Origin of the sequence: Amycolatopsis jiangsuensis, from assembly GCF_014204865.1 — a bacterium.
Lineage (GTDB): Bacteria > Actinomycetota > Actinomycetes > Mycobacteriales > Pseudonocardiaceae > Amycolatopsis > Amycolatopsis jiangsuensis.
The window spans coordinates 1,386,423-1,410,103 of the sequence record NZ_JACHMG010000001.1 but is presented as its reverse complement, the minus strand read 5'-3'; the positions used below and the strand labels follow the sequence as shown (position 1 = coordinate 1,410,103).

Annotated in this window: 18 protein-coding genes; 7 read left to right on the top strand and 11 right to left on the bottom strand. The window is 70.1% G+C overall.

Annotated features, from left to right (window positions below; genetic code table 11):
• Positions 1–17: 17 nt before the first annotated feature.
• From BJY18_RS06185 to BJY18_RS06145, 9 genes are all read right to left on the bottom strand, one after another.
• A protein-coding gene (locus tag BJY18_RS06185) for an IS5 family transposase (protein ID WP_184778469.1) occupies positions 18–823 on the bottom strand; the annotation gives its coding sequence in 2 pieces (ribosomal slippage) (positions 18–484 and positions 484–823; 807 coding nt in all).
• A gap of 81 nt (positions 824–904) precedes the next feature.
• Positions 905–1,714 carry an ABC transporter permease gene (locus BJY18_RS06180; RefSeq protein ID WP_184778467.1) on the bottom strand — a complete coding sequence of 270 codons (810 nt, stop codon included), beginning with the start codon at positions 1,712–1,714 and terminating at the stop codon, positions 905–907.
• Positions 1,711–2,682 carry an ABC transporter ATP-binding protein gene (locus BJY18_RS06175; protein WP_184778465.1) on the bottom strand — a complete coding sequence of 324 codons (972 nt, stop codon included), beginning with the start codon at positions 2,680–2,682 and terminating at the stop codon, positions 1,711–1,713. The genes BJY18_RS06180 and BJY18_RS06175 overlap by 4 nt, the downstream gene beginning before the upstream one ends.
• The gene (locus BJY18_RS06170; protein WP_184778463.1) at positions 2,679–2,990 is read right to left on the bottom strand and encodes an acyl carrier protein; all 312 of its coding nucleotides are present in this window, start codon (positions 2,988–2,990) and stop codon (positions 2,679–2,681) included. Before BJY18_RS06170 ends, BJY18_RS06175 begins: the two co-directional genes overlap by 4 nt.
• Before the next feature lie 94 nt (positions 2,991–3,084).
• On the bottom strand, positions 3,085–4,131 hold the full coding sequence (locus tag BJY18_RS06165) for a phosphatase PAP2 family protein (RefSeq protein ID WP_246458781.1): 1,047 nt from the start codon (positions 4,129–4,131) through the stop codon (positions 3,085–3,087).
• A gap of 130 nt (positions 4,132–4,261) precedes the next feature.
• Positions 4,262–8,392, bottom strand: coding sequence for a non-ribosomal peptide synthetase (locus BJY18_RS06160; RefSeq protein WP_376774753.1), 4,131 nt, complete (start codon positions 8,390–8,392; stop codon positions 4,262–4,264).
• Positions 8,393–8,554: 162 nt separating this feature from the next.
• Positions 8,555–10,018, bottom strand: coding sequence for an argininosuccinate lyase (locus tag BJY18_RS06155; protein WP_184778460.1), 1,464 nt, complete (start codon positions 10,016–10,018; stop codon positions 8,555–8,557).
• Positions 10,015–11,067: a cysteine synthase family protein gene (locus BJY18_RS06150; protein ID WP_184778458.1), complete on the bottom strand. Its 1,053-nt coding sequence runs from the start codon at positions 11,065–11,067 to the stop codon at positions 10,015–10,017. Before BJY18_RS06150 ends, BJY18_RS06155 begins: the two co-directional genes overlap by 4 nt.
• Positions 11,068–11,095: 28 nt before the next feature.
• Positions 11,096–12,073: a TauD/TfdA family dioxygenase gene (locus BJY18_RS06145; RefSeq protein WP_184778456.1), complete on the bottom strand. Its 978-nt coding sequence runs from the start codon at positions 12,071–12,073 to the stop codon at positions 11,096–11,098.
• A 186-nt stretch (positions 12,074–12,259) separates the two neighbouring features.
• On the opposite strand from BJY18_RS06145, the gene BJY18_RS06140 reads away from it, so the two are divergent.
• Positions 12,260–13,327 carry a glycosyltransferase family 2 protein gene (locus BJY18_RS06140; protein ID WP_184778455.1) on the top strand — a complete coding sequence of 356 codons (1,068 nt, stop codon included), beginning with the start codon at positions 12,260–12,262 and terminating at the stop codon, positions 13,325–13,327.
• On the opposite strand, the gene BJY18_RS06135 is transcribed toward BJY18_RS06140, so the two are convergent.
• Entirely contained in the window at positions 13,324–13,986 is a 663-nt protein-coding gene (locus tag BJY18_RS06135) for a response regulator (RefSeq protein WP_184778453.1), read from the bottom strand. The two genes, BJY18_RS06140 and BJY18_RS06135, sit on opposite strands and share 4 nt — an antisense overlap.
• 79 nt (positions 13,987–14,065) lie before the next feature.
• On the opposite strand from BJY18_RS06135, the gene BJY18_RS37360 reads away from it, so the two are divergent.
• The gene (locus BJY18_RS37360) at positions 14,066–15,712 is read left to right on the top strand and encodes a sensor histidine kinase (protein WP_184778451.1); all 1,647 of its coding nucleotides are present in this window, start codon (positions 14,066–14,068) and stop codon (positions 15,710–15,712) included.
• Here the strand turns inward: BJY18_RS37360 and BJY18_RS06125 are convergent.
• Positions 15,670–16,569: an alpha/beta hydrolase gene (locus BJY18_RS06125; protein WP_184778449.1), complete on the bottom strand. Its 900-nt coding sequence runs from the start codon at positions 16,567–16,569 to the stop codon at positions 15,670–15,672. The two genes, BJY18_RS37360 and BJY18_RS06125, sit on opposite strands and share 43 nt — an antisense overlap.
• A 203-nt stretch (positions 16,570–16,772) precedes the next feature.
• Between BJY18_RS06125 and BJY18_RS06120 the strand changes: the two genes are divergently transcribed.
• From BJY18_RS06120 to BJY18_RS06100, 5 genes are all read left to right on the top strand, one after another.
• Positions 16,773–17,546, top strand: a complete 774-nt coding sequence (locus tag BJY18_RS06120; RefSeq protein WP_184778447.1) for an FkbM family methyltransferase — start codon at positions 16,773–16,775, stop codon at positions 17,544–17,546.
• Positions 17,547–17,687: 141 nt separating this feature from the next.
• Positions 17,688–18,866 (top strand): cytochrome P450, encoded by a 1,179-nt coding sequence (locus tag BJY18_RS06115; RefSeq protein WP_184778445.1) that lies wholly within the window; start codon positions 17,688–17,690, stop codon positions 18,864–18,866.
• Positions 18,867–19,086: 220 nt separating this feature from the next.
• Positions 19,087–20,652 (top strand): tryptophan halogenase family protein, encoded by a 1,566-nt coding sequence (locus BJY18_RS06110; RefSeq protein ID WP_184778442.1) that lies wholly within the window; start codon positions 19,087–19,089, stop codon positions 20,650–20,652.
• A complete protein-coding gene (locus BJY18_RS06105; protein ID WP_184778440.1) occupies positions 20,649–21,971 on the top strand; it encodes a cation:proton antiporter in 1,323 nt (440 codons plus the stop codon). Before BJY18_RS06110 ends, BJY18_RS06105 begins: the two co-directional genes overlap by 4 nt.
• An 88-nt stretch (positions 21,972–22,059) precedes the next feature.
• Positions 22,060–23,628, top strand: a complete 1,569-nt coding sequence (locus BJY18_RS06100) for a DUF6875 domain-containing protein (protein WP_184778438.1) — start codon at positions 22,060–22,062, stop codon at positions 23,626–23,628.
• Positions 23,629–23,681 lie beyond the last annotated feature (53 nt).

Genomic DNA, 23,681 nt, shown 5'->3' with positions numbered 1-23,681 from the left:
TGGCATAAGAGCGTGTCTCATTTGGCGAGTTTCTTGTAACAGGTGATGGTGGCGGCGAGGGTGAGGAAGGCGAGGTAGTGGCTGGGTTTGCGTTCGTAGCGGATGGTCAGGCGCCGGTAGCTGGTCAGCCAGGCGATGGACCGTTCGATCACCCACCGGTGTCTTCCGAGTTTCTCGGTGGATTCGATGCCTTTGCGGGCGATGCGCGGGATGATCCCGCGCCGGCGGAGCCAGTCGCGTAGGGCTGGGATGTCGTAGGCCTTGTCGGCGTGGAGCTTGGCCGGTTTCCGGCGGCGCGGTCCGCGGCGAGACCGGATCGGCGGCAGCGCGTTGACCAAGGGTCTGAGCGCGTGACTGTCGTGAGTGTTGGCCGCGGAGATCCCAACGGTTAACGGAAGTCCGGCCCGGTCGGACAGCACATGGATCTTCGAGCCGGGCTTGCCGCGATCGACCGGGCTCCGACCGGTCAGACCGCCCCCCTTTTGGCCCTGACGGATGCTCCGTCCAGGACCGCACGCGACCAGTCGATCATGCCCTTGCCGCCAAGTTTGTCCAGCACCGCCCGGTGCACATCGCGCCACAGGCCGACCTTGGTCCACTCGGTGAACCGCCGATGCGCTGTCGGCACGGTGCCCCCGAAGCTGCGCGGCAGATGCCGCCAGGCGCAGCCGCTGGTCAGCACGAACACGATCGCGGTGAACACCGCCCGGTCGCCCACTCGTGACATGCCGCCACCCTGCGGGCGCGTCTTTCCCGGCGGGATCAACGGTTCGACCAGCGCCCACAACTCGTCGGGCACCAGCCGTCGCGACAACTCGTCCATCACAGCTCATGATCATGCCCACACCTCAACCAACAACCAAGTGAGACACGCTCTAACTGGGATAAACACTCACGAGGCCTGTTAGACGTCCCGCCGGCGCAGTGTCAGGTAGCCGCCTAGCACGGCTGCCACAGCCCAGCACAGTGCGATGACGATCGCCCCCGGCCTGCCGTAGTACTCGTTGGGAATCCCGGACATCAGCACCGATCCGGCCTTGCCCTGCAACATCGCGCCGACCACCTTCAGCCCCACCGAGGGCAGCAGGGACGGCAGGATCAGCAGCAGGACGAACGCGGCCACGGTGGCGCTCGCCGCGCTGCGCAGCATCGTGGCCAGCCCGAGGCAGAACACCCCGACCATCGGGAGGTAGAGGGCGATGCCGAGGACGACCTCGGTCGCGTAGGACAGGGGGTAGGGCTCGCCGAACTCGCCGAGCCCGATGATCGCCCCGCCGATTCCGACCACGCCGACCGCCAGGCCGACGAGGAACAGGATCGGCACCAGGACCAGGACCTTCGACATCAGCATGCGCCCTCGGTTGGGCACCCACTGCAGGGTCGTGCGAATGCTCCCGGTGCTGTACTCGCTGGCGATCATCAGCACCGCGAGGATCACCGCCGCCCACTGCACCAGGAAGTCCGCGGTCTGCGCCGCCACGTACGGCGCCGAACTGGAGAAGGCGTCCGCGCCACCCGCCGCGTGCTGCGACCTCGTCGACACCGACGCGACGATGACACCCGCGGCGAGCAGGGCGAACGCGACGCCGAGGGTCCACCAGGACGAGCGCAGGGTGCGGAACTTCGTCCACTCGCTGCGCACGGCCCCGAGCAGGCCCGCCTTGCCTCGTCCGGTGTCCGCGCGGTCGGCGGCCACTTCGTGCGCGACCGTCATGACTGCCCCACCTTCGCCTTCTGCTCCATCAGCGCCCCGGCTTCGGGGACCCGCTCGACCGGTGCGGCGTACTCGGCCGCTCCCGCTGTCAGCTCCATGTACACGTTCTCCAGCGAGGCTTCTGAGGTCTGCAAGCGGTGCACCGGCACGCGATGGCGGAAGCACGCGTCGCCGACTTGCTCCGGTGCAGCGCCGCGGACCACCAGTTCGTAAGGCGAGGGACGGCGGACGTCGTGGAACGCCGCGCGCAACTGCTCGGCGACGGCGCCGAGCCCGCGCGTCTCCGGGCTGCGCACGGTGACGGTGTTGCCCTCGTTGTTCCTGATCAGGTCGGCCATCGAGGTGTCCGCGATCAGCTCGCCCCGGCCGATGATCACCAGGTGGTCGGCGGTCAGCTGCATCTCGCTCATCAGATGGCTGGACAGCAGCACGGTCCGGCCTTGCCCGGCCATCGCGCGAACCAGCTCGCGCACCCAGCGCACCCCGTCCGGGTCGAGACCGTTCACCGGCTCGTCGAACATCAGCACCTCGGGATCGCCGAGCAGCGCGCCGGCGATCCCGAGCCGCTGGCTCATGCCCAGCGAGAACTCGCCCGCGGGCTTGCCCGCGACCTCGGTCAGGTGCACTTCGGCCAGCACCTCGTCCACCCGGCGAGCGGGAATGCCGTGGCTGTGCGCTTGGGCCAGCAGGTGATTGCGGGCCGAACGCCTCGGGTGCAGCGATTTGGCCTCCAGCAGCGCGCCGACCTTGCGCAGCGGGTCCTTCAGCTCCCGGTAGGGCTTGCCGTCGACGAGGGCGGCGCCCGACGTGGGGCTGTCCAGCCCGAGGAGCATCCGCATCGTGGTCGACTTCCCGGCGCCGTTGGGGCCGAGGAAGCCGGTGACCTTGCCGGCTTGCACGGTGAAGCTCAGGTCGTTGACGGCGACCCGGTCACCGAAATGCTTGGTGAGTCGTTGAATGGAGATCATGGTCGTCCTTCGGTCGCATGCGAGCGCAGGGGGCAGACGGCACGCCGTTCCCGTTGCTGCCGCAGCTGGTCCTCGACGTGGTGCCGGAAATGCCCTGCGGTGAGGGAGACATCCGGGTCCAGTGCGCTGTCCGGGAAGCGGACGCCCAGCTGTTTCTCCAGCCGCAGCACCAGTTCCACCACGCCGATCGAGTCCAGGCCCGCTTCGGAGAGGTCTTGGTCGTCGTCGATCGTGGGCTCGTCGGCCAGCGCGGGGATCAGATCCCGCATGATCCGGTCGAAATTCGCGCTCTGGTCGGTTGAGCGCATAGGCCACCTCCACAGTGGACGCGGCACCGGCTCGGTGCCACGGAGGTGCGGCCCTGGAATCGGAGTCAGACCCGGATTCCAGGGCGACGTACGGTCACCGGTGATCGCGGCTGCGCGGGTCGAAACCGGGCCGCGGCTCGGCGCGGCCGTCCGAGGGCCAGGCGGTCTGTCCCCGGTCCGGCGGCGTCTGGCGGGACTGCGGGGGGCCAGACCTGCGGGGCTGGTCGCCGTAGCCGTGGTCGGCGGGCCGGTTCTGCCGCGGGTGCCGCATCGGTTCTTGAACGTTCGGCGCCTGCCGCGGCGCGGGGCGCCCCTGCGGCTGCATCGGCTGGCCCTGCCGTGGCCTCCTCAGCTGCTCCGTGGGCTGCTCGGCCGGGTTCGCGACGCGCCGGGCCGAGGGAGCCCTGGCGGCAGCACGCTCGCTCGGTTCCGCCTGGGCCGGGGCCTCGGCCGTGAGCAGCTTGCCCACCAGGGGGTGGCCGGTGAACCGCTCCACGAGGCCGGTCATCACGCCGGTCGAGAAGTACACGGCCGCCGCCGCGACCACCGCGCCGAGCAAGAGCCCGACGAGCACGTCGTGCGGGTAGTGCACACCGACGAAGACCCGGGAGAAGGTCATCAGCAGCGCGATGGCGATCACCCACGGCATCAGCTTGCGCCAGGCGAAGATCAACCCGACCGCGCCCGCGGCCGCGATCGTGGCGTGGTTGCTCGGCATCGACCAGTCGCCGACCTCCGGGCACTCCACCACCGTGGCGGTGCCGGGCAGTCCCCGGCACGGGCGGTCTTCGCTGACGAGGGTCTTGACCACTTCGCTGATGATGTAGGCGACGCCGGTGGCCAGCGGAGCGAGGATGGCCAGCGCGACCTCCCGCGGATTGCCGGGACCGCGGCCGCGGGCACGCCACCAGGTCACGAGGTACAGCACGGCGATGATCAGCAGACCCGCCTTGGTGAACGCCGCGCCGAGGCTTTGCATCCACGACGGCGTGCTCGCCGCGAACTTGATGACGGCGTCGTACAGGCCGTTGCCGGTGCCCGCGCCGATCGCGTCCGGATCGGCGGCGGCGTAGGCCGGAGCCGCGCCCAGCACACCGATCGCGGCGGCGATCCCGCCGGCCGCACCCACCTTCTTGATCATCGCTGTCCTTCCCCGTTCGGCTCGCGGTGTTCGCCGCGCTGCCTGGCTTTCATGATCACCACGGTAGGTAACCGAACGGGTCCGGCGCTGCGATCGATCGGCAACGGCCGCCGCATCCTTCGTCAGGTCCTCACCTGACTTTCGTTATAAAGCCCTGGTCACGACCTTCCAGGTAGCCGGCGAGCAGACGTCCGATCTGGCCGGTGGGCGCGGACTCGGTGAGCAGCTGTTCGTGCTCCGCGTCGATCTCGTGCGTGCGCACCTCGCCTCGCAGGTAGGGCGCCCAGGAGTGCGGCCCGAGCACGCCGGCCAGCTTCGCCGGGACTCGCGCCGCGGTGAACAGCACGGCTCCGCTGTCCAGCACCCTCGGCCGGTAGCCCCGCATCAGGCGAACGTTGTTGACGTAGACGTCCTTGAGCCCGCCGACGCGGTCCTCGCCCACGCCGCCCATGGCCTGGCCGGTCTCGGCCAGATGACGGACGAACCGGGCGAGCACGGCATCGGGGTCCGCGGCCAGTTCGCGGTCGTCGACCTCGAAACCCGCCGCCCGCAGGTTGCCCGCGACGAGGGAGTGCTCGTCCAGGTCCCCGGGATCGAGCCCCTGCTGCGGAGGGAAGGCGTCCACCAGCGCCAGCAGGGACACCTCCTGACCGCTGTCCTGGAGCAGGCGGGCGGCCTCGTGGGCCACCAGTCCGCCGAACGACCACCCGAGCAGCCGATAGGGCCCTTCCGGCTGGATCCGCCTCAGCTCGGCGACGTAGCCGGCGGCCATTTCGGGCACGCTCGCCGCGAGCGGGTCGGCCCGGTCCAGCCCGCGGGCCTGCAGCCCGTAGACGGGCACTGTCCGCGGCAAGTGCGTCATCAGCCCGGCGTAACACCAGCTCAGCCCCGCGCCCGGATGGACGCAGAACAGCGGCGGCTCGTTTCCGGTTCCGCGCAACGGAAGCAGGGCGTCGTACGAGCCCGCCGAGCGGCGCTCGCCGCCACGCCGGACCTCCTCGGCGAGCAGCCGCACCGTGGGTGCTTCGAACAGGCTGCGCACCGACAGTTCGACGCCGACCCTGGACTTGATCCCGGCGACCAGCTTGGTGGCACGGAAGGAATGGCCGCCCAGCGCGAAGAAGTCGTCGTCGATCCCGGGCTCCGGCACTTCGAGGATCTCGGCGAACAGCCCGCAGAGGGTCTCCTCGAGCGGGGTGCCCGCGGCAGCGCCGCCGCCCGCGCTCTCGGGCTCGGGCAGGGCACGCCGGTCGAGCTTGCCGTTGGGGGTCAGCGGCAGCGCTTCCAGCACCACGAACGCCGAGGGCACGAGATAGCCGGGCACCCGTTCGGCGAGATACTTGCGCAGGACTCCCGCGTCCGGCGCGGCCAAAGCCGGCACGACGTAGGCGACGAGCCACAGTTCCCCTCCCGCCGCGCGCTTCGGCACCACTGCCGCCCGCGCGATCTGCGGGTGCTCGGCCAGCACGGCCTCCGCCTCGCCCGGTTCCACCCGGACGCCGCGGATCTTGACCTGGGCATCGGACCGGCCGACGTACTCCAGCAGCCCGTCGGCACGCCAGCGGGCCAGGTCGCCGGTGCGGTACATCCGCGAACCCGGCACCCCGCCGGTCGCGGCGACGAACCGCTCCGCGGTCAGCCCTGGCCTGCGGTGGTAGCCGCGGGCCAGCGCGGCGCCGGAGAGGTACAGCTCTCCGGGCACGCCGGGCGGGACGGGCCGCAGCGACGCGTCGAGCACGTGCGCGCCGGCGCCCGGCACGGGCCTGCCGATCGGCGGTGCGGCGGGCCACCGGTCCGGATCGCCTGCGACGGCGGCGCTGGTGACGACGTGGCTCTCGGTCGGTCCGTACTGGTTGACCAGGTCCCGGTCCGGCCCCGTGCGGTACAGCGAACGCAGCGCGGCGCGTGGCACGAGCGCCTCGCCCGCCTGCACGATCCGGCGCAGCGCAGGCAGTTCCGCACCGCGGGCGAGCGCGGCTTCGGCGACGGCCTCGATCACCAGGTTCGGGGCGAACAGCTCCGCGATCTCCTGTTCGGCCAGCCAGCCTGCCATCCGGTCCGGGTCCGTGCGCACCTCCTCCGGGCAGACGACGAGGGTCCGGCCGGTGGCCAGTGCCAGCAGCATTTCCTGCACCGAAACGTCGAATCCGACGGCAGTGGCCAGCGCGGTCCGGGTGCCCGGCTCGGCGGGCAGCTGCGCCCGCTGGCCCTCGATGAGGTTGACCATCGCTCCGCCGGGCATCGCGACGGCCTTCGGCTGCCCGGTCGAGCCGGAGGTATAAAGCAGGTACGCCAGCTGCGCCGGTCGTACTCGCCCGGAGAGGGCGGCGGCCGGCTCGCCGAACGCGGCGAGGTCGAGCCTGATCGCGTCGGTCTCCTCGGGCAGCAGCCTTTCGTGACCGGGGGCGACAAGCACGACGGCGGGCTCGGCGTCGGCGAGCATCAGCTCGATGCGTTCGGCGGGCAGGTCCGGGTCGAGCGGGAGGTAGGCCAGGCCCGCGTGCACCGTGCCGGCCAGTGCGACGACCAGCTCCGCCGAGCGCGGTGCGAGCACCGCGACGACGGCGTCCGGCTCGGCCCCGGCGGCGAGCAGCGTGCCTGCCAGCCGTCTGGCGGCGAGGTCCAGTTCGCGGTAGGTCAGCCCGGTGTCCGCCACGGCGACGACGTCCGGGGTCCGCGCGACCTGGTCCCTGAGCAGGTCGGACAGCGTGCGGCCGGGCAGCGGCCGGGGGAGCCCCGACCATTCGGCCAGCCGCCCGCGCTCGGACTCGTCGAGCAGGGGAGCCGCGCCGATCCGGCGGGCGGGCGCGGAGACGAGCGCGTCGAGCAGCCGGACCAGCCGCGACATCATGACCTGCACCGTGCCGCGGTCGAACAGGTCCGCGGCGAACTCGGCGGACCCGCTGATCCAGCCAGGCAGGCCGGTCTCGGCGTAGCGCTCGGCGAAGGACAGCATCAGGTCGAACTTGGCGATCTGCTTGCCCGGGAGTTCGGGGGTGACCGCGAGCCCGGCCGGGCCCGTGGCGAGCGCGCCGTGATCGTTGTTGTCCCAGGAGAACATCACCTGAAACAGCGGGTGCCTGGCCAGCGAGCGCTCCGGGTTGAGCGCCTCCACCAGCCGCTCGAACGGCACGTCCGGATGGTCGAACGCCGCGAGGTCCCAGTCCCGCACCCGGCCGACCAGTTCGGCGAACGCGGGGTCGCCGGAGGTGTCCGTGCGCAGCACGAGGGTGTTGACGAAGAAGCCGACCATCCGGTCCAGCGCTTCGTCGGAGCGGCCCGCGACGGGAGTGCCCATGACGATGTCCGGCCCGGCGCCGAGCCGGGACAGCAGCGCCGAGACCGCCGCTTGCACGACCATGAACGCGCTGGCCCGGTATCGCCGCGCCACGTCGAGCACCTTGCGGTGCACCTCGGGAGGCACTTCGAAGCGCACCGAGCCCCCGCGGTGCGAGGCGACCGGGGGCCGGGGCCGGTCCGCCGGAAGCCGAAGCTCCTCCGGGGCGTCGGCGAGCGCGTCCCGCCAGAAACCGAGCTGACCGGCGACGACGCTCGCCGGGTCGTCCTCGTTGCCGAGAAAGTCCCGCTGCCACAAGGCATAGTCGGCGTACTGCACCGGCAACGGCGTCCAGCCGGGCGCGGTGCCGCGGTCGCGGGCCTGGTAGGCGGTCAGCAGGTCGCCCGAGAGCAGCGGCAGCGACCACCCATCGCCCGCGATGTGGTGCAAGACCAGGACGAGGACGTGCTCCTCCGGCCCGATTTCGAGCACGGCGACCCGCAACGGAGGTTCGGTCAGGTCGAACGGTTCGTGGACGATCTCGTCCACGGCGGCGGCCGCCTCGTTCGCGTCGATCCGGGCGACCCGCACCGGCGGAGTCTCCGTCGCGGGCAGCACTCGCTGGAACGCGTCCTGCTCGTCCTCGCCGAACACGGTGCGCAGTACCTCGTGGCGCGCGACGAGGTCGGCGACCGCCGCGCTCAGCGCGTCCACGTTCAGCTTTCCGGACAGACGCAGCACGACCGGCATGTTGTAGACCGGGCTGGCGCCCTCCAACCGGGCGAGGAACCACAGCCGTCGCTGCGCGAACGACAGCGGCAGCCGGTCCGGCCGCTTGGCTCGGACGACCGCGGGCCGGACCGGCCCGTCGCCGTCGAGGATCTCCGACAGCGCCGCGACTGTCGGAGTGGAGAACAACTGGCGCAGCCCGAGTTGCGCGCCCAGCACCGAGCGGACGCGGCTGACCAGCTTGGTGGCGAGCAGCGAATGCCCGCCGAGGGCGAAGAAGTCGTCGTCGATAACGGACGGGGTCGGCCGCGAGCACGACCGGGCGCAGCCCGCGGGCGCGGGCGGCCCGGCAGAATTCCCGGCCGGACCCGGTGGTGTTGCTCTCCACCAAGGCGAACCATTGTTCTCGCCGGGTGCTCATTTCGCGGTCTCCCCGTTCATCATCGCGGCGACAGCCATGTCGAGTTCCTCGCGGGCCGTTTGCTGGGCCGTGCGCGCCGCGGCGAGCCAGCTGCGGTGCTCGGACCAATCTCGGCACGCTTCGGCGAACACCTCGTCGAACGCGCCGGGCCCGCCACCGAAGGACGCCGCTTCGGCGGCCGCGGCGACGTCGTAGGACCGGCCGGACACCGCGGCGCGATGGTCCTGCGGCAGGTCCGCCGCCTCGACGGCCGAGCCGCCGCGTTCGAGCGCGGCGCGGACCGCGGCGCCCACGAGATGATGCGCGGCCCGGAACGGCACTCCCGCCCGGACGAGATCGTTGGCCAGTGCCGTGGCGGTGACGAATCCGCGCTCCGCCGAGGCCCGCATCCGGTCGGGCATCGGACGGGCCCCGCTCGCGACCACTTGCGCCAGCAGCACGCCCTCGGCCACCGCGTCCAGGCCGGGCCAGATCGCGGCGACCGCCTCGGTGCCGGTTTCGATGGAGTTGGTGAACGGGGTCGACTTCATCGTGCTGGCGGCCGCGGTCCACGCGCCGATCGCGTGCCCCGCCTTCGCCTTGAGGTGTTCGAGCAGGAACGCGTTGCGCTTTTGCGGCATCGCGGAGCTTCCGCCGACCAGCCGCTCGGGGAACGTCACGAACCCGAACTCGGCCGACGACCACAGTTGCAGGTCGGTGGCGAGCCTGCTCAACGTCACGCCCAGCCCGGCGACCGCGCCCAGCACCCGCAGCGGGACGTCCCGGCTGGCGACCGCGTCGAGCGCGTGCCCGGCGGGCCGGGCGAACCCGAGCAGCCGGGCGACCGCCGCCGGATCGATCGGCAGGTCGGTGCCCGCGACCGCGCCCGCGCCCATCGGGCACCGGTCGAGCCCGTCCACGGCCTGCCGCAGCGCGGCGAGGTCACGGCCGAGCAGCTGGGCGATCCCGGCGAGGTAGTAGCCGTAGGTGATCGGCATGGCGGGCTGGAAGTGCGTGTGCACCGGCATCACGGCGTCCCAGAACGTCCTGGCCCGGTTGAGCAGAACGGCCTGCAGCCGCACGGCCTGCTCGCCCGCCTCGCGCACCCAGCGGCCCAGCCGCAGCGCGGTGCAGGCGGCCTTGAGGTCGTTGCGGGACCTGCCTGTGTGCAGCATCCCGCCCGTCCGCGCACCGAGTTCGGCGACCAGGAAGTCCTCGTACATCAAGTAGAGCCCGCGCGGGGCGGGCCGGCCGGCCACTTCGGCGAAGTTCCCCTCGCGCAGCCGCGTGATCAGCCGCAGCAGCTCGGCCGCGGCGAGTCCGTCGAGCAGGCCCTGCCTGGCCAGCATCACCACGTGCGCGAGGTCGACGGTCGTGCTCAGTTCGAGCTCGGGAGCGATGTCGTGCTGACGGGACGTGCCGAAGACAAGCGACCCCGTCCGGCGACCGAGTCCTGCCTTCAGCCGTCCGGTGTCGGTCACTGCCGCCCCGCCGAGGGCGCCGTCCCGAGAACCTCCGAGTACTCCCGCCTCGCCCAGCGGAACCGGTTCCAGTCGCCGTCGGCCGCGCGCGGTTCGGACACCTCGACCGGCTCGGCGGCCGGCAGCACGGCCGTGAGACCCTGACCGGCCAGCCACTGGTCGTCGTAGACGGTCTCCTGGTAGCGGTAGCCCTCGTCGGGCATCATCACCACGCACAGGGCGTCCGGGTTCTTGGCCGCCCACCAGCGCGCCGCGACGTAGGCGGCGCCGCTCGTCGGCCCCTGGAACAGAGCATGCCTGCGGTGCAGCTCGCGGGTGGCCGCGTACGCCTGGCCCGCCGAGCACCAGTGCACCTCGTCGAAGATCCGGTGGTCCAGGTTCGCGGGCCAGAGACTGTTGCCGAGCCCGCGCAACGGGCGGACCCCGTCCTCGTGTCCGAAAAGGACACTGCGATGGGTGTCCACCGCGACCGCGGCGGTCAACGGCGACCCCGAACGCAGCGCGGACACCGTGCCGCACAACGAACCTCCGGAGCCGACCGGCCCGATCACGCAGTCGATCTCGCCGAGCGAATCCCGCAGGTGCTCGGCCACGACCTGATAGGACTTCGGGTTGTCCGGGTTGGTGTACTGCTCGGGGCAGAACGTGTCGGGCCGCTCCGCGCGGATCTCGGCGAGCCGCCGCAGCCGCGCGCCCTGATGGCCCCCTTCGGCGGCGGGCTGGTCGACGATTTCGACCTCGGCCCCGAGATCGGTGAGCCTGCGGTACAGGTTCCGGTCGATCACCGGATCGCTGACCAGCACCAGTTCGCGTTCCAGCAACGCGGACTGCATCGCCAGCGCCAGCCCGAACGTGCCGGACGTCGTTTCGACGATGACCGTGTCCGGCCCGATTTCGCCCCGGTCGTAAGCGGACCGGAGGATGTAGCGGGCGGGCACCAGCTTCATCAGCGTGAACACGGCGCCGTAGAGGTTGGGACCGAGCCGGACCAGCCGGGGCAGCGACTGCGCCTCGGTGATTTCCCGGAAAGGTGTTTTCGCTGCGGTCATGACTTCCTTCGTCGGGTGTGGTGGACGGTCAGCGCAGCGCCGCGGGCTCGAACGGGTCGGCGAAGGCCGCCACGACGTCCCGTTCGCCGCGGTAGGGCTCCCTGCTGTGCGCCATCCGGATGTTGTCGACCAGCAGCAGGTCGCCCCGCTGCCACGGTTCGCGCGAGGTGCGCTCGCCGTAGACTTTGTTGACGAGGTCCACGGTGGCCCGGTCGAGAGGTTCGCCGTCGCCGAACCTCGTGGTGAACGGGAGCCCGGCCGGGCCGAACGCCGCCAGCAGGTAGTCGCGGACGTCGGGTTCCATGGTGTGCTCGTTGAGGAAAGCCAGCTGGTTGAACCAGCAGCGCTCGCCGGTGCCGGGATGTGTCACCACACCGGGCCGGAGCTGGCTGGTGCGCAGCCCGCCGTCCGTCCAAGCGAACTCGATGTCGTTGTCCCGGCAGTACTTTTCGACCGCGGCGCGGTCAGAGGTGCCGAAGGCCGCTTCCCAGGGAACGCCGATCTCCTCGTGGTAGTTGCGGTCCAGCCACCACCCTTCGCCTGCCACCCGGCGCACGAGGTCGCCGGGCAGATCGCCGAGCACCGCGGCGGCGTCGGCGACGGCCGTGGCGCCGCCTTCGCCCGGCGCGGTCAAACACGAGAACATCAGCAGGCTCGGCGCGGTGCGCAGGTAGCTGAGCTCGTGGTGCATGCACATCACTTGGTCCGAGGGCCATTTGGTGCCGGAGTAGAGGTGGCGTCTGCGCTGTTCCCTCGGCGCGAAGCCTTCTCGCTCGACCATGACGCTCGTGCTGAGCAGCCTGCTGGCCAAATCGATCCGGGGCAGCTCGACCAATTCGAGCCCGCGCACGACCACGGCGCCGTGGCCGGCCACAACGGACCGGATCCGGTCGCACTGCCGCTCGACCCACGCTTCGGGACCGCCGACCCGCTCCGGCTTCGCCAGGATCACGGCGGGCTTTCCCCGCTCCGTTACGACATCGAACTCTTCGCGGCTTTCCGTCATGCTGTGTGAGTCCCCCTAGAAGTGGCAGAACGGCCAGCCCGGCCATGACATCGTCAGCCCCGCGCCGATTCAACCTGGCTCCGCGCGGAGCCGACAAGGCTTTAAGCCGACCGTTAACCACGTGGTGTCCCGCTCCGGCGGGCACTAGCGTTCGAGCCGAAACCGGTTCGAGACGAGGTGCCCGCCGTGCCCAGCAGGATCGACGTGGTCTGCCCGACCTACAACAGGGCCGAGCTGCTCAAGGCCGCGGTGCTGGGCGTGCTCGAACAGCGTGTGCGCGACTGGCGCCTGATCATCGTGTCGGACGGGTCGACCGACGACACCGAGGAAGTCGTGCGGTCGTTCGACGACGCGAGGATCAGCTTCGTCGCGGCGCCGCACAGCGGGCACCCCGGCGGACCCCGCAACCGGGCGCTGGAGTTGGCGACCGCTCCGTACGTGGCCTATCTCGACGACGACGACCGCTGGCGGCCGAACCACCTCGAAGTGCTGCTCGGCCTGCTGGAGCGGGGTGCCAGGTGGGCGGGCACCGGCAACGTGCACGTCGCCGGGGACGGCAGGGAACTGAACAACCCCAGTCTGTTCGGCACCGTGTGGCATCCCGATCTGCAGCTGATGCTGCCGATGTACGAGCCGTCGCGGATCGGCCACGTGCGGGGCATCGCCGAGGCCGCGGGCGGCTGGGCGACCGAGCGCATCGCCATGGAGGACTGGGATCTCTGGCTGCGGCTGGCCGAAGCGGGCGAGCGGCTGACCGTGACCGGCGAAATCACCGTGGTCACCAGGTTCGACCCGAAAAGCAGGCAGCGCACGGCCGAAGAGGGCTTCGCGGACCTCGTGCTGGGCACCGTGCCCAGCGAAGAAGCCGCCGAGCGAGTACTGGCCGAAGCGCGCTCCGCACCCGTTCGCGCCGATCTGCGCCGGTTTTTCCACGAGGACATGCGGAAGTGGCTGCTGGACATGTACTCGTCCGGGTCGATGTCGCTTCCCGCCGGCCGTACCGATCGCGATCTGGTGCGGGCGTGGGACGAGATGGACGCCAAGATCCCGGTGACCGCCGAACTTCCCCTGACCAGTGCGCTCACCTTCCGGCCCGGCGCGGACGGCTATGCGGTCGTGATCCCCGTCCCGTGCCTCGGCGGCACGCACGCCGACCGGGTCCGCACCTTGCTGTCCACAGTGGACCGCCGGCGGCTGGACCGGCTCCGCGACCTCGTCTTCTCCGGCAAGGACGAAGCCGCCTCGGGACGCTAGCTCAGTTTCTCGACCACTCCGGCCTCATAGGCGATGATCGCGGCCTGCACGCGGTTGCGGACGTCGAGCCGGTTGAGGATCGTGCTGACGTAGCTCTTCACCGTGCCCTCGACGAGGTAGAGCTCGCGCCCGATTTCCTGATTGGAGCGGCCCGCGCCGACCAGCGCGAGCACCTGGAGTTCCCGCTCGGACAGCGCTTCGATCCGTTGCCTGGCCGCGTCGCCGCGGGCGGTCCGGTCATCGTTGAACGAGCCGATCACGGTCGTGGCCGCGTGCGGCGAGAAGTAGGCGGCGCCGTCGGCGACGGCCCGCACCCCGGCGATCAGCTCGCGCGGGTCGCCGGACTTCACCAGGAACCCGCTGGCCCCGGCCCGCAAAGCCTTGGCGATGTAAGTGCTTTCGGAGAACGTCGTGAGCATGATGACCGCGGTCCGGTTCGACTCGGCGGCGCAGATCCGTTCCGCCGCGGCGAAACCGTCGAATTTGGGCATCCGGATGTCGAGGACGGCCACGTCGGGCCGGTGCCGGGCGACCAGTTCGATCGCCTCCAGCCCGTTGCCCGCCTCGGCGACCACTTCGATCTCCGGATCGGTGGTCAGGATCCCGCAGACCCCAGTGCGCACCATGGCCTCGTCGTCGGCGAGCACCACTCGGATCATGCTTGTGCCTCCTCATGTTCCGCGGCCATGCTAGCGGACCGCCGTTGTCCGCGGCGCCGCCGCAACTATTATGGACCTTGTGAAGATCGCCGCCGCCCGCGTCGCGAGATTACGCGCGCTCGCCACCGACAGGACGTACCGGGAACTGGGCATGTGGGCCGGGCTGATCCTGCTGGTGCTGGCCGAGCGCACGCTGCAGGGGGAGCGGGGCGTGCCGTGGCTGTCCCTGCTCGCCGGGGTCGGCGCGCTCGCCGTCGCGGGCGCGCTCGCCAGAGCGGTGCCGCTGGTCTCCTGGCTGCTCGTGGGAGCGGTCGCGCTGACGCAGGTCTCGAACCTGAGCATCAGCCCGCCGTTCCTGCTGTCCTACGTCGTCGCGCTGGTCGTGGTGAGCTACCGCATCGGCCGCACGGTCGATGCCGTCCGCGGGCCGCTGCTCGGCTTCTCGTTCAGCGTGCTGGCCGGGCTGCTGGTCGCGGTGGCGGCGGGAGTGCTCAGCGGCGGCTCGCTGCCGCGGATCGCGAGCAATCTGCTCTACTGGTTCTACTTCCTCGCCGCGCTGCTGTTCCTCGGCGTGCTGCCGTGGCTGGCCGGCCGGTACCGCAGGCTGTACGCCGGATTGATCAGCGCGGGCTGGGAGCGGGCACGTCAGCTGGAACGCGAGCAGGAGATCACCGCGGAGCAGGAACGGCTGCGGGAGCGGGCCAGGATCGCGCAGGACATGCACGACTCCCTCGGCCACGCGCTGAGCCTGATCGCCTTGCGGGCCGGGGTTTTCGAGGTGGACCCGGCGGTGGACGAGCGATGCCGCGAGTTCGCCGGGGACATGCGGCTCGCGGTGACCAACGCGACCAAGGAGCTGCGCGCGGTGGTCGGGGTGCTGCGGCACGATCTGGCGCCCGCGCCGGCCGAGCCGGTGCACGAGAGCGTCGCCGAACTGGTCGAGCGCACCCGGGAATCCGGTCTCGCCGTCCGGCTGGAGCACGAGGGCGAACCGGTCGAGCTGGCCCCGCTCGCCGACCGGGCTGCCTACCGGGTCGTGCAGGAGTCCCTGACCAACGTGACCAAGCACGCGCCCGGCGCGCAGGTGCTGGTCAAGCTGGTTTACCACGCTGATCAGACGGAAGTGACCGTGACCAACGGCCCCGCTCCGGGCAGCCCGCCGATCTCCGCGGTGCGGGGGCGGCGAGGACTGATCGGCTTGGAGGAGCGGGTGCGGCTCGCGGGCGGCGAGTTCGCCGCCGAACCGCACGACGGCGGATTCCGGGTCACTGCACGGCTTCCGCACGGCGAGGGGATCGCTGTGCGGACGTCGGCGGGCGCGGCGGGCGAAGCCGGGTCGCCGGCGGCGCGCGGAATGGCACGCGCCCAGCGGCGCATCCGCTGGCGGCTGGTGAAGGGGATCGCGCTCCCCGTGGGCATCACCGCGGCCGCGACGATGCTGGTGCTCGGCGTCTACGCGGTCTGGGTGTTGAACACCGTGCTCTCGCGCGCCGACTTCGACCGGCTGAGCATCGGCGAGACCAGCGAACAGGTGGAGAAGTCGTTGCCAGCCTTCGAATTGAGCGCACCTGAGCTCACTGACGAGGTGCCTCAGCCCGCAGCGGCGTCCTGCCGCTATTACCTGACCGGGGCCGCGATCGTGCCCGCGCCGGAGTCGTTGTACCGGTTGTGTTTCCGGGACGGTCAGCTGGCCGGCAAGGATTTCGTGCGCACTGGGCTGGGCTGAGCGCCAACCGTCCGCCCCAGCACCGCGTCCCCGAGCTGGGTTCCCGGGGTGCTCAGGTCGAGCGGCAGGTCGAAGTGGTTGCGCTCCCGCGCCACGAAGTCGGTCAGCGACGCTGCCCTCGGGCGTGCGGCGGCCACGAACTCGTCGTGCTGCCAGGCGAAGGCGTCGGTCTCGTCGTCGCCACGCGCGACCACGAGCGGCGGCAGGCGCTCCGGCAGCAGCGCGATCGGGCTGTTCCGGTCGGCCGCCTCGGCGTCGAGGCCGACAGCGTCGTTGATGTAGGTCCCGCGCAGCGGGTCGAGCAGGTAGACGCCGCTGAGCAGGGTCGCGCTGGCGAAGACGTCCGCGGGGTGCAGTCCGTCCGGCAGCCAGCCCGTCAGCAGGGCCATCGCGATCAGGTGAGCGCCGGCGGAGCTGCCGCTGAGATGGATCGCGCCCGGCCGTCCCGGCAGTCTGTCCGCCGTGCGGAGCAGCCAGAGCAGGCCCTCCCTGACCATGGTCACGATCTCGTCCAGCGAGTAGCGCGGGGCGAGGCCGTAGCCCAGCGCGGCGAAACCCGCGCCCGCCCGCAGGAAACCTGGCGCGGGGAAGTGCGAGTCGTTCTTGTCGAGCTGCTGCCAGTACCCGCCGTGGATATAGACGTGCAGCGGGGCGCCCTCGCCGGTCGGCGGAAAGTAGTCCAGCAGCTGCTCGGGACGGGGACCGTAGCGGAGGCAGTGGCGCCGGGGGAAATCGGCGCGGACCTGCCTGCTGCGCACGGCGTACTCGTCGAGATAGACGCCGATGTCAGGAATGCGCGAGCTGGGCGAGTATTCGCGGTCGAGAGTGTCGCGGTCGAGTGCCGGACCGAACGCCATGACGAGTTCCCCCTCGGTGCGCGAGCGGGCGGAACTGCCGCTCCACGCCGAATGATCGGTTCGCCGCCGCCGGGCCGTCAATCTGTTTAAGCAGGGAGTTAACATTTCTCGCGCCGCATATTTAGGCTGTTCTTGACCTGCTTGACACGTTTATCGTCGACTATAGTCTGCCATTGTCCGAGGGGAGGTCAGCGGTGGTGGAAATGGCTGCGGTGAAACTGGACCTGGCCGACGGCTTCGCGTGCTACGCGACCGTCGATCCGGCAGGCAAGTACGCCGAGATCAACTTCATCTACGACGAGGTGTTCACCCGGCGAAGCTATCTTCGGGAGGGGATCGACATCCCGGACCGCGCGCTGGTGGTGGACGTCGGCGCGAATGTGGGACTGTTCTCCTTGTTCGCGAGCAAGGAGGCGGCCGAGGTCGACGTGCTGGCCTTCGAACCGCATCCGGCGCTCGTGGCGGCCCTGCGCGCCAACCTGGAACTGCACGGAGCCGACCGGGTCCGGGTGTTCCCGTCCGGGCTGGGCGAGCGCGCGGAGGCGAGGGTGGACTTCACGTTCTACCCGCAGCTGCCCGGCAATTCCACGCGGTACCGGGAACTCAAGGAAGGCCCGCTGCTCGACCTGGTCGGCGAACGGGTTTTCCAGGAGGTGACCACGACCGGAGCGTTCCGGAGCGAGACGGTTCCGGTCGAGATCAAGCGGCTGTCCGACGTCCTCGCCGAGGTCGAGCCGACGCGCCCGATCGACCTGCTGAAGGTCGACGCCGAAGGCGCCGAGGTGGACGTGCTGCGCGGACTGGACGAAGGCGACTGGGCCCGGATCCGGCAGGTGGTCGCCGAGATCCAGGACACCGGCGGGGCGCTGGCCGCCGCCGAGGCGCTGCTCGGCGAGCGAGGTTTCACTGTCACGGCCGTGCTCGCCGACGACCTGCCGGACGGCATCGCCATCTATACCCTTTACGCCTCGCGCTGAGCGTCCGCGCGAGTCGCTCCGTTTTCGCGGTGCGCGGGCCTTTTGCGCGCCGCCGAAGCCGAACACATCCGCGGCTAGCCGGGAGATCGGCCCCGGTGCACCTGCCGCCGTCGTCGGAGAGGCGAAGTTTTGGTCGAAGACATGGACAATCTGGTCGACGGCGCCACCTATCTCGACGGCCTGCCGTTCTCGCTGTGGCAGTGGATGCGCGAGTACGAGCCGGTGGCCTGGCACGAACCGGCGGCGTTTCCGGGATTCTGGTCGGCGACCCGGTACGACGACGTCAAGGCGGTCCTGCGCGACCCGGAGCACTTCCGTTCCTCCTCGGGGATCGTACTGCGGCCTTCGGCGCAGGGAGCCGATCCCGGCGGCAATCGCACTTTCGCGCTGTCTGATCCGCCGAGGCATACGGTGATCCGGGAAGCGGTCGCGGCCTGGTTCGCCCCGCGGCATCTGAATACCTTGCAAGCCGAGCTGGACGTCGCTGCTCACCGCATTGTGCAGAAGGCGGTCGAAGCGGGCACGATCGACTTCGTCGCCGATGTCGCCGCGCAGTTGCCGGTGGATTTGATCTGTGCCTTCCTGGACCTCCCCGAGGCGGACCGGCCCGCGGTGGCCGGCTGGACCAATCAAGCCTTCTGTGCCGGCACCGCGAGAGAGCGCAGCCTCGCGCATGCGAAAATCCTCGGCTATTTCGCGGACCTGGCGGCGGAGCGCCGGGAGAAACCGGGAGACGACCTGGTCAGCGCGCTCGCTTCGCTTGCGGTCGACGGCGAGCTGATGTCACTCGACGAGGTGGTGCTCAATTGCGACAACCTGCTGGTCGGCGGAACGGAAAACGTCCGGCTCGCCACTGCGAGCGGAATGCTCGCCCTCCTGGAGCACCCGGAGCAATGGGAGCTGCTGCGCCGGCGTTTCGACGCGGTGGAAAGCACTGCTGTCGACGAGATCCTGCGGTGGACCTCAAGCGCGACGCATATGATGCGAAAGGCGGTCGCCGACACCAGGGTCGGCGATCAGCAGATCCGCGAAGGCGATCTGGTGGTGTGCTGGCTGCCGTCGGCGAACCGCGATCACCGGCAATTCGGCGATCCGGACGTGTTCGACCTCCAGCGCTCTCCTAACCGGCATCTCGCGCTGGGAGCCGGACCGCATTTTTGCGTGGGCGGCCGGCTGGTGCGGCTCGAGATGCGGACCATCTTCCGGGAGCTCTGCGCACAGGTCGGCTCGGTCCGGTCCGCGGGAATTCCGGAGCGGCTGGATTCGATCGTGGTCAACGGTCTGCGAAGCCTTCCACTGACGTTACAGCCAAACAAATAATGCGCGACGCTCGTCAAGGAGTCTTTCGAGTTCCTTGCCGTGCGGCCGAAGTATCTGTAAAGTCCGATCTGGCGCAGTCAGGCGCCGGTCCGTGAGACAGTCAGGCGAGCGTACGGCCGCCTTCGAATGTCCCTTCCAGTTTTCCTTTGAACGTCATTGCCGCGGTGGGCGCGCGAACCAGGAGCGCGGGACGGCCGACCACGTGAACTGAGGTGCTGATGTGAGTGCGAAGAACCCTGACCGGGTGGTCATTGTCGGCGGCGGCACCGCCGGGTGGATGACCGCCTCGTACCTGAAGGCTGCGTTCGGCGACCGGTTGTCGGTGACCCTCGTCGAATCCGGGAAGATCGGCACTATCGGGGTCGGCGAGGCGACTTTCAGCGATATCCGGCACTTCTTCGAGTTTCTCGACCTCAAGGAAGAAGACTGGATGCCGGCGTGCAACGCCACCTACAAGCTCGCTGTCCGGTTCGAGGACTGGCGCGGGCCGGGCCATCACTTCTACCATCCGTTCGAGCAGCTGCGCTCGGCAGGCGGGTTCCCGCTGACGGATTGGTGGCTGCGGAACGGACCGAGCGAACGCTTCGACAAGGACTGCTTCGTGATGGCGTCCTTGTGCGACAACGGACGCAGCCCGCGGCGGCTGGACGGCTCGCTGCTGGATCAGGATTTCGCCGAGGGGGCCGGGGATCCCGCCGGGCTGACGATGTCCGAGCACCAGGGCAAAACCCAGTTCCCGTACGCCTACCACTTCGAGGCGGCGCTGCTGGCCGAGTATCTCGCCGGGTATTCGATCGACCGGGGAGTCCGGCGCATCGTCGACGAGGTGCGGCACGTGCGGCTCGACGAACGGGGCTGGATCGACCACGTCGTCACGAAGGAACACGGACAGATCCACGGCGACCTGTTCGTCGACTGCACCGGGTTCCGCGGCGTTCTGTTGAACCAGGCGCTCGATGTCCCGTTCGTATCCTATCAGGACACCCTGCCCAACGACAGCGCGGTAGCCCTGCAAGTGCCGCTGGACACGGAAAAGGCAGGCCTCCGGCCGTGCACCACCGCGACCGCGCAGAAGGCGGGCTGGATCTGGACGATCCCGCTGATCGGCCGGATCGGCACGGGTTATGTGTACGCCAAGGACTATTGCGAGCAGGAGGAAGCCGAACGCACTCTGCGCGAGTTCGCCGGCCCGGGGGCGGCCGAGGTCGAGGCCAACCACATCCGGATGCGGATCGGCCGCAGCGAGCAGTCGTGGAAGAACAACTGCGTCGCCGTCGGACTGTCCAGCGGATTCGTCGAGCCGCTGGAGTCCACCGGGATTTTCTTCATCCACCACGCGATCGAGCAGCTGGTGAAGCACTTCCCGGCGGCTGACTGGCATCCGAGGCTGCGAGAGCGGTACAACTCCGCCGTCGCCAACGTGATGGACGGCGTGCGGGAATTCCTTGTCGTGCACTACAAAGGCGCGGCCCGCGACGACACGCGGTACTGGAAGGACACGAAGACCCGCGCCATGCCCGACGCGCTGGCCGAGCGCATCGAACGGTGGCAGGTGCAGTTGCCGGATTCGGAGAACGTGTTCCCGTACTACCACGGGTTGCCGCCGTACTCGTACATGTGCGTCCTTCTCGGGACCGGCGGCATACCGCTGCGTCCTTCTTCCGCGTTGAACCTTTCCGACGAAACGGCCGCGCGCAAGGAGTTCGCCGCGATCCGCGACAAGGCAAAGTTCCTGGTGGACACGTTGCCGAGCCAGTACGAGTACCTCGCCGAGCTGCGCGCATGACCGGTATCGAGGCCCTGCTCCGGACTTCGCACGTGCTCGCGGCGCTGGTCGTCGTCCTCGCGATCGGCTGGCTGGGCCGGACCGCGGCGCGACGGCTGCGCCAGCCGGAGGTGATCGGCGAGATCGTGGCGGGCCTGCTCGCCGGTCCCGTCGCTGTCGCGCTGCTGGGCCAGGCGTCGTTCGCGACGGTCCTGCCCGCCGAGGTCAGCAAGATCCTGTCGCTGTTTGCCGAGGCGGGTCTGGTCCTGTTCCTTGTCGGGCTCGCGCACAAGCTTCGTCTCGGCGGACAGCAATTCTCCTGGCGTACAACGGGATGGGTCGTGGCTGGCGGGTTCGTGCCCGCGCTGCTGTCGGGAGTGCTGTTCGCGTGCTGGGTCATCTTCGTCGAGGACGGACAGGTGCGCGGCAGCGCGCCGCTGCCTGCGTTCGTGCTGATGTGCGCGGTAGCGCTGTCGATCACCGCGGTGCCGGTCCTGGCCAGGATCCTCGCCGACCGGGGCATCAGCGAAACGGCGGAGGGACGGCTGTCGATGACGGCCGCGGTGGTCATCGACGTCGCGGGCTGGTTGCTGCTGTCGGTCGCGGTCGGGCTCGGTTCTGGCCGGATAGACGGCTTCCTCCAGGCTGTCGCGGTGCTCGGGGGCGGTGCGCTGGCCGCCTTGGCGGTGCGGCACGCATTGCGCAGCCGGGCCGCGAGTGTCCTTTGCGGACGCTGGCCGATGGTCACCGCTGTCGGGCTCGGGACGCTCGCGGTCGGGGTCGCGATCGCGGTCGAACGGCTTGGCCTGACAGCGATCTTCGGCGCCGTGCTGGTCGGGCTCGCGGTGCCGCACGATGCTGCGTGGGCGAAGGTGGTCACCGCGGTGACCAGAGTGGGAAAAGCGCTGATTCCGGTGTTCTTCGTGGCGACCGGCCTGACCGTGTTCTCATCGGGGATCGGTTCTCTGCCTTGGGCGCTCATTGCCGTGGCGGTGCTGATGGCCGTCCTCGGCAAGGGCGGCGGAAGCTACCTCGGCGCCAGGCTGGCCGGAGAATCGAACCGGACGGCCGCGAAGGTCGGGACCTTGATGAACACCCGGGGTCTGACCGAACTCGTCGTCCTCAAGGTCGGATACAGCGCGGGGCTGCTCACCGCGCCGATCTTCGTCGCGCTGGTCGTAACGGCGGTCGTGACGACGATGATGACGGGTCCCTTGCTGTCGCTGCTCGAGCGGAAGCCGGTCTTGGCCGGCTTCCCGGACCCGGAAGGCCTTTCCGGCTCGAATGGTGATTCGCCCGATACGACGCGCACTCCGCGCGAAAAGTCTGGGAGTTCCTGACGTGCAGGACAGAAAATTCCGTTGTTCGCATGAACCCGGTGAGTCCGGGAAATCCGCGGCTGACCGGGCCGGCCAGGCGCTGGAGTGGATGGAGAGCTTTGTCGCCGCGCCGCACCCCGATCTCGGCAGGCCGGGCGATGTCTGTCCGTTCATGCGCAACGCACTGCGGAACGGGCGAGTGGAGCTGCGGCAGTGGGACGCGACCGCAGGCCGGGTCGAGCTGGACCGGATTCTGGTTAGCGTGCGCGAAGAGCTCGCTGGCGACGAGTCGGCCGAAGCAGCCCGCCGAAGCGTCGTCGTAGTGCCCTATGGCATTCCGGACGACGAGCTGATCGGCCTGGTGCAAAGTGTCCAGCGCGAATTGAAGTCGAGCTTTGTCGAGTCCGGGCTCATGCTCGGGGAGTTCTTCCCCGGCAATGCCGCGGCAGGCCTGCACAATTCGGAATTTCACCCGTTGGCGAGCCCGGTGCCGCTGCTGGGCGCGCGGCATATGGCACCCACGGATTTGGCCTTCCTGGCCGCTTCGGACATTCCTGGGGACGAAGCCCTCCGGTTGCTCGGGCACTATCGGCGGATCTTCGCCGGTACGCTCGGCGATGCCGCGGAACGCAAGCTGGCCGAGGCGGAAGAGCGGGCGCGCGCGGCGGTTCTCGCTCCTTCGGAGGCGCGCAGGCTGCGTTCGCTGGCCGACCCGGCTCCCGGGCGGGTGCTGCACGCCCTGGCCGTCCTCGGGGTGGCCGATCACCTGGCCACGCCGCGGTCCGCCGTCCAGCTGTCCGAACTCGTCGGTGCACCGGCACCGGTACTGGACCGGATCCTGCGGGCCGCGGCGACGCTGGACGTGGTGGCGCCGGGGCCGGGGGACGAGTGGCGGCTTCTTCCCGCGGGCACGCTCCTGGCGACTGACACGCCGGGAAGCCTGCGGGCGGAGTTCGCCGACAACGACATGTTCGCCCTGTGGACCGGCTTCATGCACAGTGTCCGCACCGGCGAACCCTGCTATCCGGAGGTGTTCGGCGCTCCCGTGTTCGAGCGGATCACGGACGCGCCCGAAAAGCTCGCCGCGTTCCATCGCCAGATGCACAGCCGCGCGCACGAAATGTACGAGCCGTTGCTGGAACTGCCGGTGTGGCCCGGCACCGGGCTGATAGTCGATGTCGGCGGCGGCACCGGCGCCCTGCTGGAGCTGCTGCTCGGTTTGCGCCCCGAGCTGCACGCGGTCTTGGTGGACCTGCCCGAAGTGGTGGCGCTGTCCGCACTTCCGGAGCATCCGCTGCTGTCGGACCGGGTGCGCCTGCGAGGCGCGGACATGCTGACCGACGAACTTCCCCGGGGGGATGTCGCTGTACTGGCCGCCGTGCTGCACAACTGGCCGGACGAACGCGCTGTCGACATCCTGGCCGCCTGTCGCGACGCGGCCCCGCGCCTGCTGATCGTGGACCGGGTGCTGGCCGAGACCGGAGACCGGTCCGGGCGCCTGAACGATCTCCTCATGTTGTCCGCCTGCGGAGGCAGGGAAAGAACCCGATCCGGCTGGAGCGAACTGCTGGGTGCGGCCGGGTTTCGGCTCGAAGGCGTGCACGAGATGCCGGGCGCTGAGCTGTCGGTGCTGGAATGCGGCGTGGCTTGGCCCGGCCGCGCGGGGAGGCGACCTTGAGACCGGCGAGCCGTGGCGCAGCTGGCGGTCCGTCTATCCCGGTCCTGTTCCGG

Bases quoted from the DNA above. Each gene is read 5' to 3' on its own strand.
- BJY18_RS06180 (WP_184778467.1), bottom strand. From the start codon at position 1,714: ATGACGGTCGCGCACGAAGTGGCCGCCGACCGCGCGGACACCGGACGA.
- BJY18_RS06175 (WP_184778465.1), bottom strand. From the start codon at position 2,682: ATGATCTCCATTCAACGACTCACCAAGCATTTCGGTGACCGGGTCGCC.
- BJY18_RS06170 (WP_184778463.1), bottom strand. From the start codon at position 2,990: ATGCGCTCAACCGACCAGAGCGCGAATTTCGACCGGATCATGCGGGAT.
- BJY18_RS06165 (WP_246458781.1), bottom strand. From the start codon at position 4,131: ATGATCAAGAAGGTGGGTGCGGCCGGCGGGATCGCCGCCGCGATCGGT.
- BJY18_RS06150 (WP_184778458.1), bottom strand. From the start codon at position 11,067: ATGACCGCAGCGAAAACACCTTTCCGGGAAATCACCGAGGCGCAGTCG.
- BJY18_RS06145 (WP_184778456.1), bottom strand. From the start codon at position 12,073: ATGACGGAAAGCCGCGAAGAGTTCGATGTCGTAACGGAGCGGGGAAAG.
- BJY18_RS06135 (WP_184778453.1), bottom strand. From the start codon at position 13,986: ATGATCCGAGTGGTGCTCGCCGACGACGAGGCCATGGTGCGCACTGGG.
- BJY18_RS06125 (WP_184778449.1), bottom strand. From the start codon at position 16,569: ATGGCGTTCGGTCCGGCACTCGACCGCGACACTCTCGACCGCGAATAC.
- BJY18_RS06120 (WP_184778447.1), top strand. From the start codon at position 16,773: ATGGCTGCGGTGAAACTGGACCTGGCCGACGGCTTCGCGTGCTACGCG.
- BJY18_RS06115 (WP_184778445.1), top strand. From the start codon at position 17,688: ATGGACAATCTGGTCGACGGCGCCACCTATCTCGACGGCCTGCCGTTC.
- BJY18_RS06105 (WP_184778440.1), top strand. From the start codon at position 20,649: ATGACCGGTATCGAGGCCCTGCTCCGGACTTCGCACGTGCTCGCGGCG.
- BJY18_RS06100 (WP_184778438.1), top strand. From the start codon at position 22,060: ATGGAGAGCTTTGTCGCCGCGCCGCACCCCGATCTCGGCAGGCCGGGC.